Source organism: Peribacillus sp. 05N428, assembly GCF_056397085.1.
The window spans coordinates 90,304-109,174 of record NZ_JBFTMS010000014.1 but is presented as its reverse complement, the minus strand read 5'-3'; the positions used below and the strand labels follow the sequence as shown (position 1 = coordinate 109,174).

The window sequence follows — 18,871 nt, the reverse complement described above, 5'->3', positions numbered from 1 at the left end:
ATTGGATTAGTGAAAAATAATGAAAAAAAAGATAGGTAATGTTAAAATTAACCAAGTTTATGCAGAAGGGACTCATTTAGATGGGGATTTGATTAGAAGCGATTATTTACACCAATCAAAAAGGAATGCCAATTATTATAAGCATTCCTATGCATTAAGATTTTGTTGCTGTTGCTCTCGTTTTCCGGTTTCTTTATGATTGCGTATGCTAGGTATCCTATTAAGCCCATAAATAATCCGGTGCCGCCTACAATATAAATCATTGTAAACACTTTTCCTAATGTTGTCTGCGGTTCAAAGCTGGGATGCCCAACCGTGCTAAGAGTAACAACACAGAAGTAAAGGGAATCAATCACAGTAAGACCTTTCTGCTTAACATAGAAAATCGTGCCGGAAAATAACATAACGAGGACCAAGACGAAAAGAACCTGGAAGTTCTTCAGTTTAAAAGCGGACCAGAGCGCTTTTAGAAAACGTTTCAAGGTGAGGATAAATGAAATCATTGATAATCGCTTTTCCTTGCGGATCATTACATTTTAAGTAAAGTGAATGAGTAAATCCTGATATTCGAGCTGGATCAGTTAATCATTCTACTATACAGGAATTCAGTTTAGATTGACAAAAAAACCTGTTTATTTTGATTTGGTTTGAACTAGAAGCGTTGGTAAACAATAGAAGGAGAAACTAAGTAAGAAGGGGGACAATCATGAAGCCACGTATTACTGTCATTACATTAGGTGTGGATGATTTGGAAAAATCGCTGGAATTCTATCGGGATGGCCTGGGATTTCAAACAGAAGGAATAGTGGGCAAAGAATTTGAGCATGGAGCCGTTGCCTTTTTGGACTTGCAAGAAGGCCTAAAGCTTGCCATATGGAATCGAAGGGATATAGCTCATGAGGCCAAGGTTCCTTTGTCTCCGGCAAGTCCTACTGAATTTACCCTTGGTCACAATGTAGGCAGTAAAGAGGAAGTGGATATTGTGTTGGAAAAAGCAAAAAGAGCTGGCGCGATCATAACCGATCCGGCACATGACACTTTCTGGGGAGGATACTCTGCACACTTTCAAGATCCTGATGGACACCTTTGGGAAGTCGTTTGGAATCCGCAGTGGGATATTAAAGAATAATGAAAGCCTGGTTGGCAGCGTCATCTCCAGAATAAGGAGAATGCAGAAAGCGAATGAGGTGAAAAATTGAAAAAAGCACTTTACCAAGGGGTTAAGTGCTTTTTTTTTTACAAAAAAGCATGACTTTTGGTTGGCCCCTCACACTGTCAAGGTTTCCTAACATTTTTATCAGTTACGGCGGCATCCACCGTTCCAGCTTATTTTTCTTCTTTTGTAATCTCATATTTCGCCAACCTTCGCATAAATAATGACTGAGTAACGCCCAGTGCTTTTGCCGCATCGCGGGTTGTTTTATGATGATGGAATGCTTGTGTGATCATTCTTTTTTCGACGCATTCCAAAACTTCATGTAAAGAATTTCCTGCATTTAAAGAGATAGAAACCTCTTCGGAGACTGAACCGATCAAGCGTTTTGGCAAATCCTGAATTGCAACTTCATCCTCTTTTGCCATAATGACAAGCTGCTCAATTATATTTTCCAATTCCCGTACATTTCCAGGCCAATGATAGTTTTGAAGCACTTCGACCACTTTTGTAGAAAGCACTCGTTTATGGTTATGCAAGTAATTAAACTTCTCCAAATTATACTGAAGGAGACAAAAGATGTCTTCCTTCCGCTCTCGAAGCGAGGGTATGCGGATCGGTAAAATATGGAGGCGATAATATAAATCAGCCCGGAATTTCCCTTCTTTGACCATATCCTCCAAATTACTGTTGGTAGCTGCAATGATACGCACATCGGCTTGTACCGTTTGGGAAGCTCCAATCGGCATGTATGTTTTATTTTGCAGCAATTGAAGGAGTTTGGGCTGTAAAGAATGTGAGAGTTCGCCAATCTCGTCTAAGAAAAGGGTGCCTTTCTCCGCAAGTTTGACAAGTCCGGTTTTGCCGTTCGCATTTGCCCCGGTAAACGCTCCTTTTTGATAGCCGAACAATTCGGATTCCAGGAGCAATTCCGGAATCGCTGCGCAATTAAGATGGATAAACGGACGATCTTTCCGGTCACTCAGATGATGAATACGTTCAGCTATAAGCGTTTTTCCAACACCTGTTTCCCCTGTAATAAGAACGGTCGTTTCCACACAGGCAACTTTTTCAATTGTTTCCTTGAGCATATCATAGACCCGGCTTTGTCCGATAAAAAAAGGTACTTCTTTGGTCCGTACAAGTTTCGCTTTGAGTTTTTGTAATTCTTGTAAATAATACCGAAAAGCAGAATCCAATTCTTCAATTTTAATTTGAGAACTGTAACCGACGAAATCTGGAATATCATAACCCAATGTGACTGCATATTTTGGTTCATCATTCTTGTCCAATATGAGATGTCCTGTAATTACCCCTGTTCCTTCTCCACCTTGTTGAATGACGCTGACATTTTGTTTCTTATCTAAAACTATTTTTGCAACAGACGGCTTGAAGAACCCCTCTTTTTCCAATTGTGAGACGTTTTTTCCGATTAGCTCCTCTTTCTTTTTCCCAATCAGCTTACAGCTCATGTCGCTAACAAAAAGAATCATACCGTTCTTATCGGTTATATAAATAGGTTTATTCATGAAGTTCATGATTTTGAATAAATATTCCGGTTCGATGGTTGACATATTCTGATTCATCACTTGTCTCTCCTTTGATAACGGGTGGATCCACCGTTTATTTTGAATCGAAAATAATTCAAAGTTCATCATTATTTTGAGTAGCGTTGATTCAATTTCGATTCAATTGAATCGATTAATAAAAATTATACCGTAAATATTCAGAATATTAAAATAAATAAACCCGTTTACGTCCTTTTTTCATTGTAAAGTGATCTTTTTCTTGGCATAAAATTTGCATAAACAAATTGGTGTAAAGGAGGTAAAGAGATCCATAAGAAAACAAAAAATAATGCACTTGAGTTAGTAAATTCGTAATGAACTAAATTGAAGAACTGTCGTAAGAGGAAGTTGCCTTTTTACAGAAACTTGGTGCAAGCTGCCATCCATTATTTGCTGGGCATCATTAAGGGGAGGTTATGATTTGTGAAGGGTATGGCTGTTCAAGGGGACAACAGGAAGTTCATTTTGTCTCTCCTATTTGTGGGTTATATGGTTTCTTATATGGACCGGTTAGTTATGAATCTAGCTGTTGTGCCAATTGGTCAAGAATTCAATCTTAGTCCGGCTGCCACGGGAACAGTAATCAGCGCCTTCTTCTTGGCTTACGCCATCATGCAAATTCCGGCCGGCTGGCTGACAGATCAGTTGGGTTACCGAAGGGTGATTATTTTTTCTATTGTCCTCTGGTCGCTTTTTACAGTCTTCACCGGTTTCGCTTGGTCGTTTACCGCTTTAATCGTGATTCGTTTTTTGTTCGGAATTATGGAGGGGGGATATCCTGCTGCATGTGCAAAAGCCATCGCTGAGTATTTCCCTCAGAAAGAAAAAGGTAAGGCACAGTCCATCTTAATGTCATCGAATTCGTTTGGCGGTCTAATTACGGGTGTTCTTGTGCCAACACTCCTAATCTGGTTAGGCTGGAGGAACGTGTTCTTTGCTCTTGGAGCAGCAGGTGTCATCATCGGAGTACTGCTTTGGAAATACATTCGTATTCCGATTCAATTGGAAGAAGCAAAAGAACAACAACCAGTAAACAAGGATTCCATGCTCTCTTTATTGAAAACTCGTCAGACATGGGCATTGGTCCTAACGTGGTTTTCAATCAGCATTGCTTCGTGGGGCACGTCTTCATGGTTGCCCATGTATATGGTAACAGTACGCCATTTAGATTTGGTTTCTGCAGGGGTGTTGGGACTCCTTCCGACTACGGCCGCAACTCTGGGAACGGCAGCGGGTGGTTGGTTGCTAGTCAAATTTTCCGGTAGGGAGAAAATGTACTTTTTAATGAATGGACTTTTTTACACAGTATTTTTATTTTTAGCACTCTTCGCACCTAATGTTGGAATGGTCTTTACTTATTTGACACTGTCATCAATCTTTTATGGTTTTGTGTTTAGTGCAGTATACGCACTCCCTCACAAATTGTTTGACAAGAGTGTGATTGGTTCCGCGATTGGAATTATGAATCTGGGATCGATGATTGGTGGATTCATTGCACCGATCATGATGGGTGTACTCATCTCAGAATTAAAAGGTTCTTACGACGGCGCTTTCTGGTTCTTAATTGCGGCTGGTTTGTCCTCCGCGCTGTTCGGACTAACCATTCGAAACAGCAATCTTGTTTCTCACGGGGACGTGAGTGATCAAATACAGTCGAATGTCTAAGTAAAATAGTGGTGTTTGGCTAATGGGAAAACAAATTTAGTAAGGTGGAACTGAAATGTTGATCATGTATATAAGCAATCCGGTGGATTAATGCTAGAACAAATATCGGGGTGGTAATGATGCTAAAAAACTTATTTAGTAGACTTCAAGAGTTATATCCGGAGTTGGTTAAATTTCGCAGAGATCTTCATATGTATCCTGAATTATCCTTCCAGGAGATCAATACCCCAAAAATGATCGCTGATTTTTTAACCAACTTGGGATTGGAAGTAAGAACAGAAGTTGGCGGAAGAGGAGTAGTTGGACTCTTGAGAGGAGGGAAACCGGGCAAGACAGTAGCGCTGCGCGCGGATTTCGATGCATTGCCGATATCAGACGAGAAAAACGTGGAGTACAAGTCCCGTATACCTGGGGTGATGCATGCCTGCGGCCATGATATTCATACAGCAGCTTTGATTGGAGTAGCCAAAGTATTAAGCGAAGTGAAGGATGAGCTCGAAGGAAATGTTGTCTTTATCCATCAGTTTGCGGAAGAGGTAATTCCAGGAGGAGCAAAGCCCATGATTGAAGATGGCTGTCTGGATGGAGTCGATGTCATTTATGGAGCCCATGTATCTTCCATTCTTCCGCTTGGTATGGTTGCTGTTGGAGAGGGATATATAATGGCGGCAGGAGATACATTTGAAATTGAGGTTTATGGGAAAGGAGGGCATGGAGCGACTCCTCATTTGACGGTAGACCCAATTGTGGTGGGCAGCCAACTGGTGCTCAATTTGCAGCAAATCGTCAGCCGCCGCGTTGATCCGTCTAAAACAGCGGTTGTCTCGATTGGTTCTTTTCAAAGCGGACAGGCTTTTAATGTCATTCCCGACACAGCCAAAATTACTGGAACGGTACGAACCTTCGAGGAAAGCGTGCAGGTTTTGATAGAAGAAGCCATTGGCCAAATCGCAACATCTAACTGCGAAGGTGCAGGAGCCACTGTGAAATTTAAGTACGAGAGAGGATATCCCGCTTTGTGGAATCATCCGGAGGAAACAATAAAAGCGGACAAGTTAGCAAAAAATCTTCTGGGAGAGGAAAAAGTAATACAAATCCCGCCGTATACGTTAACAGGAATGGAAGATTTCTCCTTATATCTAGAGAAGGTTCCTGGAACGTTTTTCTACGTGGGAGGTGCGAATCCTACGAAGAATGCGATATACCCGCATCATCATCCGAAATTTGATGTAGATGAAAAATCAATGTTGTATATCGGAAAGATGTTTATTACATTGGTTTTTAATTATCTCTCAAACAGAGATGCCGATTCAATGAATCAAGTAGAAGCTTAGTAGAAATCAATTATGTTTTGTAGGCTGAATTGGCTGAAAAACTAGAACACAACAAAGTATAGTCATTGTTTACAGAAAAAATAAGAGGTGATCGTATGTTTGCTGATGTAGTATTTGTAAACGGACAAGTCATTACCGTCGATTCGAACAATCTGATCGCAGAAGCAGTTGCCGTTAAACGTAACCGAATTGAAGCAGTCGGGACGAATGAGAATATCAAACGTTGGATCGGAGAGAGCACCAAAGTGATGGATTTGCGAGGTAGGACTCTACTGCCAGGATTTATAGATTCGCATTTGCACTTGCTCGGTTATGGACTTACAAGGCTAGCGATTAATTGCAAAGACGCATCGATTCAATCCAATGCAGATATTATCTGTGAATTGAAACGGAAGGCGGAATCTATCCCTATAGGAGGGTGGATCATAGCAGTAGGCTACAACGAAATGTTTATGTTGGAAGGGCGGTACCTAACCCGACATGAACTGGATGAAGTGTCGACGGTACACCCGATTCTAATTGTGCGACAATGCGGCCACATTATGATTGCGAACAGTAAAGTGTTGGAATTGGCAGGTGTAAACGACCAATCGGGCGATTCGGAAGGTGCAGTGTTCGGTCGGGACAAGTCCGGGAGATTAAACGGGCTACTAGTGGAAGCAGCAATGGATCCGGTAAAACGTGTCATGAATCCGACAGAAGAGGTCTTGGCCAGAGCGGCGGAAATCGCTTCGCGCGATTTCGTATCGTTAGGCATTACGACAATTCATGATGCCGGAGGGTACGAGCCGGTCAATCTTCGCATCCTACAGCAAGCGGTTCGTTCTGGTCGCTTAAAGGTTCGGGTGTATGCAATGGTCGTTCACGAGCCTAACTTTAACCGAATGAGAGAGACGAGCCTGTCCACTGGGTTCGGCGACGATCGATTTCGTATCGGTCCGGCGAAAATCTTTATAGACGGAGCCAGCACCGCGCCGACGCTTGCGACGCGTCAGCCATATGAGACGAATCCGGAAGACAGCGGCATTCTGTATTACACGCAAGAGAATATGAACGACGCGCTCATCTCAGCCCATCGCGATGGTTATCAAATTACGGCTCACGCACAGGGCGATCTTGCAATCGAGATGTTGTTGAATACATTCGAAGAAGCGCTTAGACAATATCCGCGGCACAATCACAGACATCGAATCGAGCATGCCGGTTTGGCGATGCCCGATCTCATCGAGCGAATGGCTAAATTGGGTATAGTGACCGTTCCTAACCCGAACTTTTTCACTGAATTTGGAGATATATACATTAAGCACTTAGGCGCTCGCAGCGACTATTTTTACCCAATTGGAGCCTGTTTAAAAGCTGGTATTGTCGTAGCAGGAGCCTCGGATAGCCCCGTCTCGAACTGCAATCCGCTTATCGGCATTCATGGGGCGGTCAACCGACTGACACCTTCCGGCGCGGTCATTGGGGAAGAGCAGAAAATCTCCGTCATGGAAGCGATTAGGTTGTACACCTGGAACGGAGCCTACGCAAGCTTCGAGGAAGACCAAAAAGGAAGCATCGAGGTAGGGAAATTAGCAGATTTGATTGTGCTAAACGACCGAATATTGGATGTAACAATCGACGGTATTGATCAATTACGGGTTGAAATGACGATGATTGACGGGGAAATCGTTTACGAGCTAGGGAAATCTCCGGATGCAAATGATGCGTTGGAAGAAACCATTAATTTCATTATGTAAATATTCAACTACGCTATATCATTCTATTTTTAATGAAAAGTGTAAAGAAAATAAATGAATTTGATACTAGGAAAAGAAAAAAATGAGCTCTAGACTAGGCTAGTCTAGGGCTGCAGTTTGTCATAAAAATTTACTGTTTTAATAAATATGTTTCAAAAATTAGGTGAAATTTTTTAATGATGGCAGTTATCTTTAATTTAAATAGGAAAAGAGAAAAATTTTAATTCTTTAAAGATTAAATTGAATAACTGAAATGCAGAAAATGCTAGAAGAAAGATTGAAGGCTTTAAAAGAAAGAAAAATATTAAAATCCAATAAATAATGGATCATGTAATGGCAAGGAAGTATTGCGTACGGCCCTCCAATTAATTTCAAAACAACATAAGGAGTGTTAATATGACGATAACGAAAGAGGATCTATCAGAATTATCATTTCAATTAATTCTCCATAGCGGGAATGCCCGCAGTTGTGCAATGGAGGCCATCGCCTTGCAAAAACAAGGTAAATCAAGCGATGCCCAGGATAAATTAAAGGAAGCGGAACAAGAGTTTGTTGCGGCACATAAAATCCAAACCGCATTGATTCAACAAGAAGTGAATGGTGAGAAATTCGATATTCCAATGCTCTTGATCCATGCTCAAGATCACTTGATGACTTCCATGACAACAAAAGATTTAGCGATAGAAATCGTGGAATTACACAAGAAAACACAAAAGAACTAACAATATTCAGGAGGTTGCTGCGGCAGCCTTTTTCTTATGTTTATAACGTGTGAACTTCAACGAGAAGGCGGAGATATCCTCCTTCATGAACCTAAGTTAAATGAATATGGCAGATAAGGGTCACTCAAGATTAGGATTCTCCGAAAATTTAAATTATACTAGGTTCATGACAGCAGCAATAGATACTGTCACTGATTAACGTAGGGTAGTCATGATAGAAAAACAAACAACTAATTAGCAAGCGCAATCATTTTATAAAAGGGGAGAAAAACATGCAAAGAGTCAATCTAACTGAAGATCTTAGTCTTTCACGCATTGTACACGGTATGTGGAGATTGGCAGATTGGAGATTTCCTGCCGAGGATATCCTATCTCTTATTGAACACGGAATGGATCGGGGCGTCACTACATATGATCACGCCGATATATATGGAAGCTATACGTGTGAGGAGATTTTTGGGAACGCACTTTCATTAAAGCCTTCATTACGCGATAAAGTGGAGATCGTTACGAAATGTGGCATCGTTCTTCAATCAGAAAACCGTCCTTCCCATAAAAGTCACCATTACGATACTAGTAAAACCCATATCATAAAGTCTGTTGAACAATCCCTTATGAATCTTAAAACGGATTATATTGATTTATTACTTATCCATCGTCCGGATCCCCTGATGGACCCGGCGGAAACGGCTGAGGCGTTTAATCAATTAAAGGAATCAGGAAAGGTCCGGAACTTTGGAGTATCGAACTTCAAAAAACCGCAATGGGATATGCTCCAATCATATCTAGACTATCCGCTTGTGACGAATCAGCTGGAGCTTTCGGCATACAATCTTGAAAACTTCGAAGACGGAACCTTGAACTTATGTCAGGAAAAGGGCGTTGCGCCTATGGCATGGTCACCGCTTGCAGGAGGCAGCATCTTTGAGGAATCGAACGAAAAGGCTGTCCGTTTAAGAAAAACGTTAGAAACCGTGAAAGAAGAGATCGGTGCCAATGGAATCGATGAAGTGATGTATGCCTGGCTGTTGAGGCATCCCGCAAAAATCATTCCAATCATTGGATCCGGTAAGAAAGAACGGTTGGACAGCGCCATTGATTCACTAAACTTAAGCATGGAAAAAGAGCAATGGTTTAACATATTAACAAGCTCGATGGGACATGATATTCCGTAATAAACAGACCTATGAACAAAAAGAATGGGACTTCCAAGAAGGAGTCTTTTCTTTTTGTGTAAAAAATCATTGGGAATCACTCAGTTGTACACAGGGTATCGTTTAAACAAACCTCTCATGACATTTCTCCAAAACTTCCGCAAAGACCGACCTATCAAATCAAGTGAACGACTGGAACATCAATCTTTACCCCTTTTATGAATAAAGCTTCAAATACTCCTCTTTTTTTTGACCGAATTCCCCAAGTGATAATGAACAAAAATGTTCTACTGAAATATTATTAAACGAACACATCCTCTCAAAAATCATTGAAAGTAATTAAATGAAATGTATCTTGTAACTGTCCGAACTCCAAAATCAGGGGTAAAGTCTACTCTACGAGTCATTCAATTTCTCCATTCGAAAAACTTCATGTGTAAACATGTTTTATAAAGTAAAATTGTTAGTGGGAATAATTATACCTATTATGATGATGTTTTTTTAATATATGTTAAAAATTATAGTTCATTATACCTACTAACCTTTTGCCCTATTCCTATTTTTCATGGGTCAATTATACTTTCCTTAATTCCATTTGAGGAAAATTGTAGAAATATAGGAGGGGCTAATGAAGGATACAGAAGCAACCATATCTTTGACAGGAAGGTGCTCCCATGTAAGTTGATTATTCATTTGTTAGTAGTTAATCACCGAAGACTGGTACATGCAGCTGCCAATCAGGGTGTTGTTGTTCAATTTCTTCAAGGGAACACAAACCACATAATTTGTATTCGAACGACAATCCGGCTAATCCCACTGAAAAACCTCATACTTTTCCGAATGTACCTCAAAAAAAATATTAACCAATATGCATAGTCATGCTCCATGGTATAAAAAACAAGCTCAAGTATTTTCTTTTACTCCAATAGTTGTTAGGGAGTGCTTTTTATTCGAAGTTCCTATAAACAGAAAGGGATAAGGATTCCTGTTTACAAAGTCGGTATATACCCATGTATACTTGATTATTCCTCCAAACAAATGATTCCACTTCATGTCATCGTTTACAATGACACCAATTAAAAACAACAACTGTACCCAAAAAAGATAAACCTACAAAAGGTTATTTATCAGTCTCTAGTGCTTTTGGAGATCATCAAACCCGACAACATATACCGGTGAAAGAGGGAATTCATTGATTGAATTCCCGGTACCAATAGTATTCAATTAAATAACAAATTACGACATCACTTACGATACTTATGCAGCACGACCATAAATTAATGGGGGGGAAATTACATGAAGTTTAATAAAAGAAAGCTAAATAAATATAAATTGGTAGTATGGACATTGATTCTTGCACTGATTGTATCAATTATTCCGCCTTTTCAGGGAAGTGTCACTGTTGCAGAGAAGAACGAACCAATCAAAGATGTACATGAATTACAAGAGATGGATGAACTAAGAACGGAAAATTCTAAGACGTACCTTGATACTAAGACACGGGAATATGTGCTAGAGGAATATACAGAACCCATCCACTTTGAAAAAGACAATAAATGGGAGGATATTAACAATGATATTGTCGCTGAAAAAGCTGAATCAGACGATGGGGACTTATCTGTTGGAAATAAAGCGAATGATTATAAGGTAAAGTTCTCTAAGAAAAGTAAGAAGAATCGAACGATACGATTAAAAAAGCAAGATAAGCAGCTTGAATTTGGTTTAGTCGGTGCAAAGAAGGTAAAAGGTGTAGCTGAAGAAAATCGTATGACATATCCTCGTGTTTTTTCAAACGCTGATTTAGTTTTTCATGTCGATAATAATGCCGTAAAAGAAGAATTGGTTTTTGAGAGCAAGCCTGAAAAAAATAAGTTCTCCTATGAGTTTAATTTGAAAAGTCTACAAGCAAAAGAAGGCGATAATGGAGATATCATTTTGAAGATAAAGACAAAAATGAATTTTTCGTTTTAACGAAGCCTTTTATGTATGATGCGGCTGAAAATATTTCACACGATCTTTCCATGAAGCTTCGTCATGAGAAAGGGAAGACCTATGTCGATGTAGTCGCTGATGAAGGCTGGCTAAATTCAAAAGAACGGAAATACCCCATTGTCATTGATCCAACAGTTGGAATCCAAGATCACACCACTTCCGACACATTCATTTCATCCGCATATCCGAAAGTGAATTACTGGCTGGATCCTTCTCTTATCACAGGAAAACAAATATATTACGGAACAACTCGATCTTTAGTTAAATTTAATTTGAAAAATTTATTAAGCGGTGCAAAGATTACATCTGCAAATTTAAAATTAAGCTCACATTCTAACTTAAATGGATTCGATCATACAGCAAGTGTTGGGGTTTATCCCATTTCAAAGCCATGGGCTTCCGATTCAGCAACCTGGAGTAACCAGCCATCAATTGAATCGCAAGTATCAAACTTGAATGTGACAAAAGATAACGAGTATACATTCTTCATGACAAATCTTGTTAAAGAATGGTATAGCGGAAAAAAAGCGAACCATGGCATCATGCTGATAAATGCAAATGAAACCGTAAATCGTAAAATGTTTCGTTCTAGTGATTACTCTACAGATCCATTGAAAAAGCCTAAATTAACTGTCGTTTATACGATTGAACCCATTGGCCTAGAAAGTTTTTGGACCTCAGCGGGCTCCAATGTCAATACGTATAACGGTAACTTTTATACAGAGGAAACGGACTTTACAATTGATGGACGCGGCCTGCCTTTAACCGTGAATCGTACGTATAATAGCCGTTCCGCTGAATCAGGCATGTTTGGATTTGGCTGGAGTTCGAATCTTGATCAAAAACTGATTTTTGCAAGTGATGACCTTGTCCTTTATCGCGATGAGGATGGCACGAATCATATTTTTTCAAGGAATGCATTTGGTGAGTGATTCACCTGGAGGCTTTTATGTACAACTTGAGAAAAACACAAATGGAACATTTAAGCTCATAGAAAAGGATGAATCTTATACAACGTTTGATGCCTCAGGGAAAATAGTGAACGCAATGGATGCGAATAATAATAAAACGACTTACACCTATTCAGGGAATAAACTCGTATCTGTAACCGATCCATCCGGAAGAAAAATGACGATCAGTTATGGTTCCAACGGCAAGGTAAGTTCGATTGTAGATCCGGCAAACCGGGAATATAAATATACGTATGATGCAGCCAGCAACCTGACTGGATATTCTGAAACGGATTCCAAACGAACCGTTACCCAAAATACCGGCTATGGTTATGACGCAAAGCATCAAATGACGTCTTATACGGATGAAAAAGGCAAAAAATTATTCATGACCTACAATACTGAAAAACAGCTCATAAAATATGAACAGCCCGTTACAATTGCCGGAGCTCTCCAAAAAGATTATTATACATTGTCCTATAATGAGTCAACTGGAGTCACCATCAAGAGGTGTTAAAACAGCATACACCCATAATGCTTACGGAAACGTGATAAAGTCTGTTTCAGATGTCGGTGGTCTTAATTATACGCGAACATTTAACTATGATGATCAAAATAACATCATTCAAGAAAAAGATGAAAATGCAAATAAATCGGGTTCCAATGCAACATATGATTATAGCTATGATGAGGCAGGGAATGTAACATCATTCAGCAATACATTAAATGAGCAAGAAAAAATTAAGTACGATGAAAACAATAATCCCATCGAATTTATTGATGCGAAAGGTAATGTATCAACCGAGGAATATGACAGTAACAATAACAATGTGGCGTCAACGGATGCAGCAACGAAATCTTCTGCTGTAAAGTATGATTCGAACGGGAATACCATAGAGGAAACATCATCTTTAAGTATCGGTGAAAATCTCTTGAAAAATGGCAGTTTTGAAACAGATGCCAACAATGATAAATGGCCAGATCATTGGACAAAAATCGGTACAGCTACATTCACCTACGATTCAACTGGCATATCGATTCAAAAATCTAACCTTGGCGTAAAGCAACTTAAAATTTCCAATCCAACCACAGCGGCAGCAGTCGAAAGTGGACGTATCCCCTATAATGCTCAAAAAAAGTATGTAATCAGTGGGTACATGAAAACGACCAATGCCAATTCCAATGCTAAATTAGTGATTACCGGCGGAAACGCAAGTGGTAAAATGACTCAAACCATTAGTAGTCCGATGTTTTCTGGGACAAGCAATGTAGAGCGGACGCAGCTTGTCATTAACCCTGGTGACCTATCAAGTGATACTGAATCCTTCACGCTCAAGGCCTATGTCAATGCTGGTAAGGGAGACTTTTATTTTGATGGTTTACAAGTTGAAGAGGAATATTATGGAGCCTTCAATTTAATAAATAATAGTAATTTTGAAATGACGGATAAGAACGGAGTTGCAGATGGCTGGTATTTTCCGGGTACCTTAACATCTTCGGATGGAGTAGATGCAACAACAGCGTATACCGGGAAAAAGTCAATAAAATTAACGGGTAAGCGCGGGGTGGACAAGTTTGTTCGCCAGGAGGTTTCCGTAAACGGAAAAGCGGGACAAGAGCTTACGGTTTCAGGGTTTTCAAAGGCCACTTCTTCAACCGCTTCTGCAGGACCTTATCAAATGAACGTAGCGATTAATCATAAAGATGGCACGACACAATGGGTAAACGGAAATTTCGACAGTAGTAAAACACATGATTGGCAGCATACTTCATTAAGATTCGTAACAGCGAAAGATTTCAAATCATTGACTGTGTACTACCAATATAAGGATCAGACGGGAACGGCCTGGTTTGATACAGCTAAAGTGCAAATAGGTTCTATTCGAACCAAACAAGCTTATGATACAAAAGGAAACTATGTCGTGAATAGTACCGACCCTGAAGGGAACACGTTATGGAAAACTTATGATTCCATTGGAAATGTAACAGGAGAAACAATTGGCGGGGATACCAGGAAATACGAAAACAATTCGAATGATAATTTAACGAAGGTTATTGATGAGAATGGTAGAACAACTACTTATGAGTATGACAAAGCAGGAAATCACACGGCGACAACGAATGCTAAAGGTAATAAAACGACTTCAACCTATAACGAAAGAAATGATATTGCAACTTTAACAGATGGCTTAGGCAGGAGTATTTCTTACACCTACGATTTAATAGGAAATGAAACGAAGGTTACCTCTCCAAATGGGAATTTCATAGACAATACGTTTAATAATGTAAATCGTAAAACATCCACCTCCTATAATGGGATAAAGCGCTATGAGTTTACGTATGATGCAAATGGTAACCAGCTAAGTGAAAAGGACCTCGTAACAGAAGTAACGACCAACTTCGTCTACGATGCCGATGACAAGCTAAAAGAGAAGATTACTCAAACGGAAGGAAAAACACGTATACGTACGATAAAAATGGCAATTCGTTGACGAGCTCATTTTCCTCTAGATCAACGGAAATAACGGTTAATCGTAAGGTAGATAAAAACGATCAGATCACTAATATTTCTAGCGGGAATACATCCGCGTCCTTTACGTTTACAGAAAATGATCAACTTGCAGGATTGAAAAATAAAAACGGGACGTTCACTTTATATAATTATAATGGCGCTGATCAACTGACCCGCTTGTTAACAACTAATGTAAGCGGCACGATCCTTGAATCTTTTGACTATACGTATGATGCAAAAGGAAACCGTTCATCAGAAAAGACGAAAGACGGCACAAGCCAATTCACGTACGATAAGAGTGGACAGCTCACCAAGGAAGTCCGTCCAAATGGGGATACAATTGATTACACGTATGATGCAGTAGGAAATCGTCTGATGAAAAAAGTAACAAAGGGCTCGAACATGACGACCCATACGTATACTTACGATGCGGCCAATCAGCTTGCCACGAATAATGGAGCTTCCATTTCCCACGATAAAAATGGAAATCTGACAAACGACGGAAAAAGAACATTCGTATATGATGCGCAAGATCGTTTAATAGAAGTAAAAGAAGGGGCAACGAGTCTAGGAAAATACCAATACAACTCTGAAGGCCTAAGAACCAGCAAAACCATTGGCTCGACAACCACTTATTACACCTATGATGAAAATGATAATGTGGTATTAGAAACCAATCAAAGTGGTGCAGTTCTCGCATCTTACGTCTATGACAACGCCAACCGCCCATTAACGATGACAAAGGGCGGAAAGACCTACACCTTCCATGCAAATGCCCATGATGATATCACTTCGGTAACAGATGAAGCAGGAACGATAGTTGCAAGCTTTGAATACGACGCATGGGGCAACCATCTAAAAGAATTAGGCACCTTTGCCTCACAGGTACCATTCCGTTACGCGGGATATCGATATGATAATGAAACGAAGTATTATTATTTACAACAACGTTATTATAACCCAGATATTGGGAGGTTCTTAACATTAGATCCTATGTTAGGAGAGAAAGAATATCCGATTACTAATAATGGATATAATTATGCTAATAATAACCCGGTGATGTACTATGATCCATCTGGGAATGCAGCTGTTTTAGCAGTTTATTTTGTTCCAGGTATCGGTCAAGTAGCGCTAATGGCTACAGGTTCTGTCGTATTAGGCGGAATAGCATATAAAGCAGGGACCTGGATCGGTAAAAAGGCAAAGGATTACTATATAAAAGCTCAGAATAATAAACAAACAAAAAAGAGAATTGAGGGTTTACAAAAACAAGTACGAAAACACAAAGATAAGATATCTAAAAACCCACGTTCTAGAGATAGGAAACATTGGGAAAAGGAAATTAGGGCTTGGGAAAAGGAGATAGCAAGGCTGAAGAAACGTTTAAAATGAGGAGGTGAGGAACAACATGGAAGATATTAAATTAGAGCAAATAAAAAAAAAACTGTCTCTATTATCACAACCAAAAGAACCGGTTGTAACAGACGTTGATTTACATGATATTTATGAAAGTAGTAACAACTTAGGGAAATTAATGGAAGATATAGAATCTATTGAAGATAAACAGGCAATGATAAACAAATTAATCGAAATAGAGATTGAACTAGACCACATCAATTGGCACTATAAAAGCTTGAAAAAGGACTTGAAAAGGTTATACAAGCTTAACTAATTATAACTATAAATTTTAATTTCATTAGTTGGTTGACCAGGTCAGTAGATTTAACAGTGAAAACTGTTATTTAGGTCTTAATATTAGTAGCAACTGTTTAATTTTTTCAACACAGATGTTTAATTTAGCTTATTAGACGAAATACCAATAGAACTGCTTAAGGTGCTACGGGCCCGAAAGAGGGTCCAGGTATACAATTAGAAGGAAAGAAATGATGAAGAAGCTGAGGAAACTTGTCGATGAGTATGCTGAAATAATAGAAAACCATTTAAATTTTGACATTAAACAAATGCCCCGGCTTAGAACATAGTTGGGGCTTTTTTTGGGTAAAACTTGTGTCTCAAGTTAAAGGAAGAGGTGAACTTATCCCATGAATACTGAACAAAAAATAAACATAATTAAAAAGTTACAACAACATCAGGAACGGAGTTCGATTTTGAAAATTGTAAAATTTCTAGAAGATGATGATTTAGCTGTTAAATTGACGGCTATCGAAGCATTGGGGGAGTTCCCTAATAGCGACTGTATTAAGTCCATCTTGATTAAATTAACTGAATATTCTGATGAGGAAATTCGTTATTATGCTCTGGAATCACTTAAGGGATATGATGGAGAAGATGTATTCGAAGCAATAGTGAGAAAGTTAAAAGATAGTGATGAATTGGTACGTATTTCAGTGGTAGAAGCCATAGGTGATCTAAATGAAATAAAAGGACTAGAACATCTTTACGAAGCATTAACGGATAAAGAAGAAATTGTAAGGGGGTATGCGGCAGAAGGGATTGGTAAGATCGGAAAAGCTGCATCTATACCGATCTTAGAAAAATATCTTAAATATGAAACAAGCAGCTTGTAAAAACGAGGTTTTTTTGTAGGATTATACCTATTAGGTGAAAAGAAATATTTAAAATTAATGTTAGATTTACTTAAGGACCCCTCTTATAGAGTAAGATGCGCTGTTGCCAATAGCGTTGTGGATTTATTAAATCAAGAGAATGTAAATCTAATCAAACAAAGCTTACTATCCGCACTAAAGAACGAACAGACAGATGCAGCACGTTCTTCCTTACAAGGAGCTCTTGGAGAAATAAACTCATAAATGAGTAGCTGTAAAAGTGAACGATCTAGACACTATGTGCAAGATGAAGTACACGAATGGAAGGGAAGGATCATCAAACTGGGGAGAATTCTTTCTAAACATAATATTTTGCGAGAGCAACTTGTAGATAAACTGGTGCAAGTGATCATTTGGTTCGTAAATTTGTTTCTTTTTCATATATGACATGGCAATGATATGAATTCTAATTCCGGATTATAAAACACATAATGTTTGAAAGGAAGAATACTCATGGCTGAAGAGTCTTATCCCCCACCTAGATATGGGCTAAGAGTTAGAGGTGAGGAAGGAGTAAATCAAAAAGTAAGAAGTAAGAAAAATCATGTCTGAATTTTGCAATTTGGATACGTGTGAATAGCCAGTTTCCAATAAGAGTCGTTGTGTATTTAAAGAAAGGTTATCAAATTATAACCAAAGATACAAAAAAAACGGCAAGCGCTTCTTTCTTTGCGCCATATTAAAAAACCGTATAGCGTTATATTAGAATAGCTATTGGGGATTTTGAAGAATTATGTTCTAAAAGAGGGGAAATAGATGCTCTTTGGGCTATTTTAGGAAGTTTTGCTCATGAAATAATTCATTACCAACAATGGTTAGAGAACAGGGAATTTAATGAGGAAGAAGTGGATGAAGGATTATTAGATGGATTTGCTGATTCCTTTTGATAAATAATATGTCATTACCTTATTTAAATGGTACATCTTAAGAAGAGCAAAAAATAATGAATAGGTGATTCAGTTGTTTTATATAATGTATGGTGCAGCATTTTTGGTCATAACTTCTATTTTCATTATTAGAAATAAAATGTATATATGGTTCATTACCTTTATACCAGGGTTGTGTTTAATTATTTTCTCCCTTACAGATATTCTAGACTTCATCCCCAATTTGGCTGTAAGTATTTCTTTTTATATAATTTCTATCCTGACTATCTTTTTTTGTGGTTTTTATAGCGCAAAAAAAGATATTGAAGAAAATTTGGACGATTCCTCTGATTAAAAGAGGATAGGCGTACATGAACGTTCGTAAGAGTCACTTTTGCGAACGTTTTTTCTATTTGGCGATGCGATTCCTCGAAATTCCTGTCTTGGTTAAAAGCAAAATCCCTGAAGCCTCTGGACAACTATTGAATTCTTATATATTTTTAGGGTTTCGTATATGCGGACAAAACTCTGTCAATCTTGTTGAACAGAAGTAAATGTGAACTTATGTCAAGAAAAGGGCGTTGCGCCTAGGACTATGTATTATCTCTTTATATCTTTTGATAATTTAAAAATAGTATCAAGTGTGTT

General features: G+C 38.8%; 16 protein-coding genes. 14 read left to right on the top strand and 2 right to left on the bottom strand.

All coding sequences use genetic code 11. The features are described from left to right. Positions 1 to 92: 92 nt before the first annotated feature. A complete protein-coding gene (locus AC1DIV_RS15035; RefSeq protein ID WP_340875959.1) occupies positions 93 to 503 on the bottom strand; it encodes a potassium channel family protein in 411 nt (136 codons plus the stop codon). Between the two features lie 203 nt (positions 504 to 706). Between AC1DIV_RS15035 and AC1DIV_RS15030 the strand changes: the two genes are divergently transcribed. Continuing rightward, on the top strand, positions 707 to 1,129 hold the full coding sequence (locus tag AC1DIV_RS15030; protein WP_340875960.1) for a VOC family protein: 423 nt from the start codon (positions 707 to 709) through the stop codon (positions 1,127 to 1,129). 197 nt (positions 1,130 to 1,326) lie between these two features. Here the strand turns inward: AC1DIV_RS15030 and AC1DIV_RS15025 are convergent, their stop codons facing one another. After that, positions 1,327 to 2,739 carry a sigma-54 interaction domain-containing protein gene (locus tag AC1DIV_RS15025; RefSeq protein ID WP_340875961.1) on the bottom strand — a complete coding sequence of 471 codons (1,413 nt, stop codon included), beginning with the start codon at positions 2,737 to 2,739 and terminating at the stop codon, positions 1,327 to 1,329. A gap of 414 nt (positions 2,740 to 3,153) precedes the next feature. Between AC1DIV_RS15025 and AC1DIV_RS15020 the strand changes: the two genes are divergently transcribed. From AC1DIV_RS15020 to AC1DIV_RS14960, 13 genes are all read left to right on the top strand, one after another. Next, positions 3,154 to 4,386, top strand: coding sequence for an MFS transporter (locus tag AC1DIV_RS15020; RefSeq protein WP_340878497.1), 1,233 nt, complete (start codon positions 3,154 to 3,156; stop codon positions 4,384 to 4,386). Between the two features lie 119 nt (positions 4,387 to 4,505). Further along, positions 4,506 to 5,720 (top strand): M20 family metallopeptidase, encoded by a 1,215-nt coding sequence (locus tag AC1DIV_RS15015; RefSeq protein ID WP_340875962.1) that lies wholly within the window; start codon positions 4,506 to 4,508, stop codon positions 5,718 to 5,720. 95 nt (positions 5,721 to 5,815) lie between these two features. After that, positions 5,816 to 7,459, top strand: a complete 1,644-nt coding sequence (locus AC1DIV_RS15010) for an amidohydrolase (RefSeq protein ID WP_340875963.1) — start codon at positions 5,816 to 5,818, stop codon at positions 7,457 to 7,459. Positions 7,460 to 7,855: 396 nt separating this feature from the next. Then, on the top strand, positions 7,856 to 8,182 hold the full coding sequence (locus AC1DIV_RS15005; protein ID WP_340875964.1) for a PTS sugar transporter subunit IIA: 327 nt from the start codon (positions 7,856 to 7,858) through the stop codon (positions 8,180 to 8,182). A 272-nt stretch (positions 8,183 to 8,454) separates the two neighbouring features. Next, complete coding sequence (locus AC1DIV_RS15000; protein WP_340875965.1) at positions 8,455 to 9,357, top strand: aldo/keto reductase; 903 nt, start codon at positions 8,455 to 8,457, stop codon at positions 9,355 to 9,357. A gap of 1,275 nt (positions 9,358 to 10,632) precedes the next feature. Beyond that, on the top strand, positions 10,633 to 11,307 hold the full coding sequence (locus AC1DIV_RS14995) for a hypothetical protein (RefSeq protein WP_340875966.1): 675 nt from the start codon (positions 10,633 to 10,635) through the stop codon (positions 11,305 to 11,307). An 11-nt stretch (positions 11,308 to 11,318) separates the two neighbouring features. Further along, on the top strand, positions 11,319 to 12,260 hold the full coding sequence (locus AC1DIV_RS14990) for a DNRLRE domain-containing protein (RefSeq protein WP_340875968.1): 942 nt from the start codon (positions 11,319 to 11,321) through the stop codon (positions 12,258 to 12,260). Continuing rightward, a complete protein-coding gene (locus tag AC1DIV_RS14985) occupies positions 12,253 to 12,795 on the top strand; it encodes an RHS repeat domain-containing protein (protein ID WP_340875969.1) in 543 nt (180 codons plus the stop codon). The genes AC1DIV_RS14990 and AC1DIV_RS14985 overlap by 8 nt, the downstream gene beginning before the upstream one ends. Continuing rightward, on the top strand, positions 12,761 to 14,770 hold the full coding sequence (locus tag AC1DIV_RS14980; protein ID WP_340875970.1) for a hypothetical protein: 2,010 nt from the start codon (positions 12,761 to 12,763) through the stop codon (positions 14,768 to 14,770). Before AC1DIV_RS14985 ends, AC1DIV_RS14980 begins: the two co-directional genes overlap by 35 nt. Then, positions 14,767 to 16,182: an RHS repeat domain-containing protein gene (locus AC1DIV_RS14975; RefSeq protein WP_340875971.1), complete on the top strand. Its 1,416-nt coding sequence runs from the start codon at positions 14,767 to 14,769 to the stop codon at positions 16,180 to 16,182. The genes AC1DIV_RS14980 and AC1DIV_RS14975 overlap by 4 nt, the downstream gene beginning before the upstream one ends. A 16-nt stretch (positions 16,183 to 16,198) precedes the next feature. Next, complete coding sequence (locus tag AC1DIV_RS14970; protein ID WP_340875972.1) at positions 16,199 to 16,462, top strand: hypothetical protein; 264 nt, start codon at positions 16,199 to 16,201, stop codon at positions 16,460 to 16,462. 436 nt (positions 16,463 to 16,898) lie between these two features. Beyond that, positions 16,899 to 17,318 carry a HEAT repeat domain-containing protein gene (locus AC1DIV_RS14965; RefSeq protein ID WP_477576750.1) on the top strand — a complete coding sequence of 140 codons (420 nt, stop codon included), beginning with the start codon at positions 16,899 to 16,901 and terminating at the stop codon, positions 17,316 to 17,318. A gap of 57 nt (positions 17,319 to 17,375) precedes the next feature. Continuing rightward, positions 17,376 to 17,561: a hypothetical protein gene (locus tag AC1DIV_RS14960; protein ID WP_445670115.1), complete on the top strand. Its 186-nt coding sequence runs from the start codon at positions 17,376 to 17,378 to the stop codon at positions 17,559 to 17,561. Positions 17,562 to 18,871 lie beyond the last annotated feature (1,310 nt).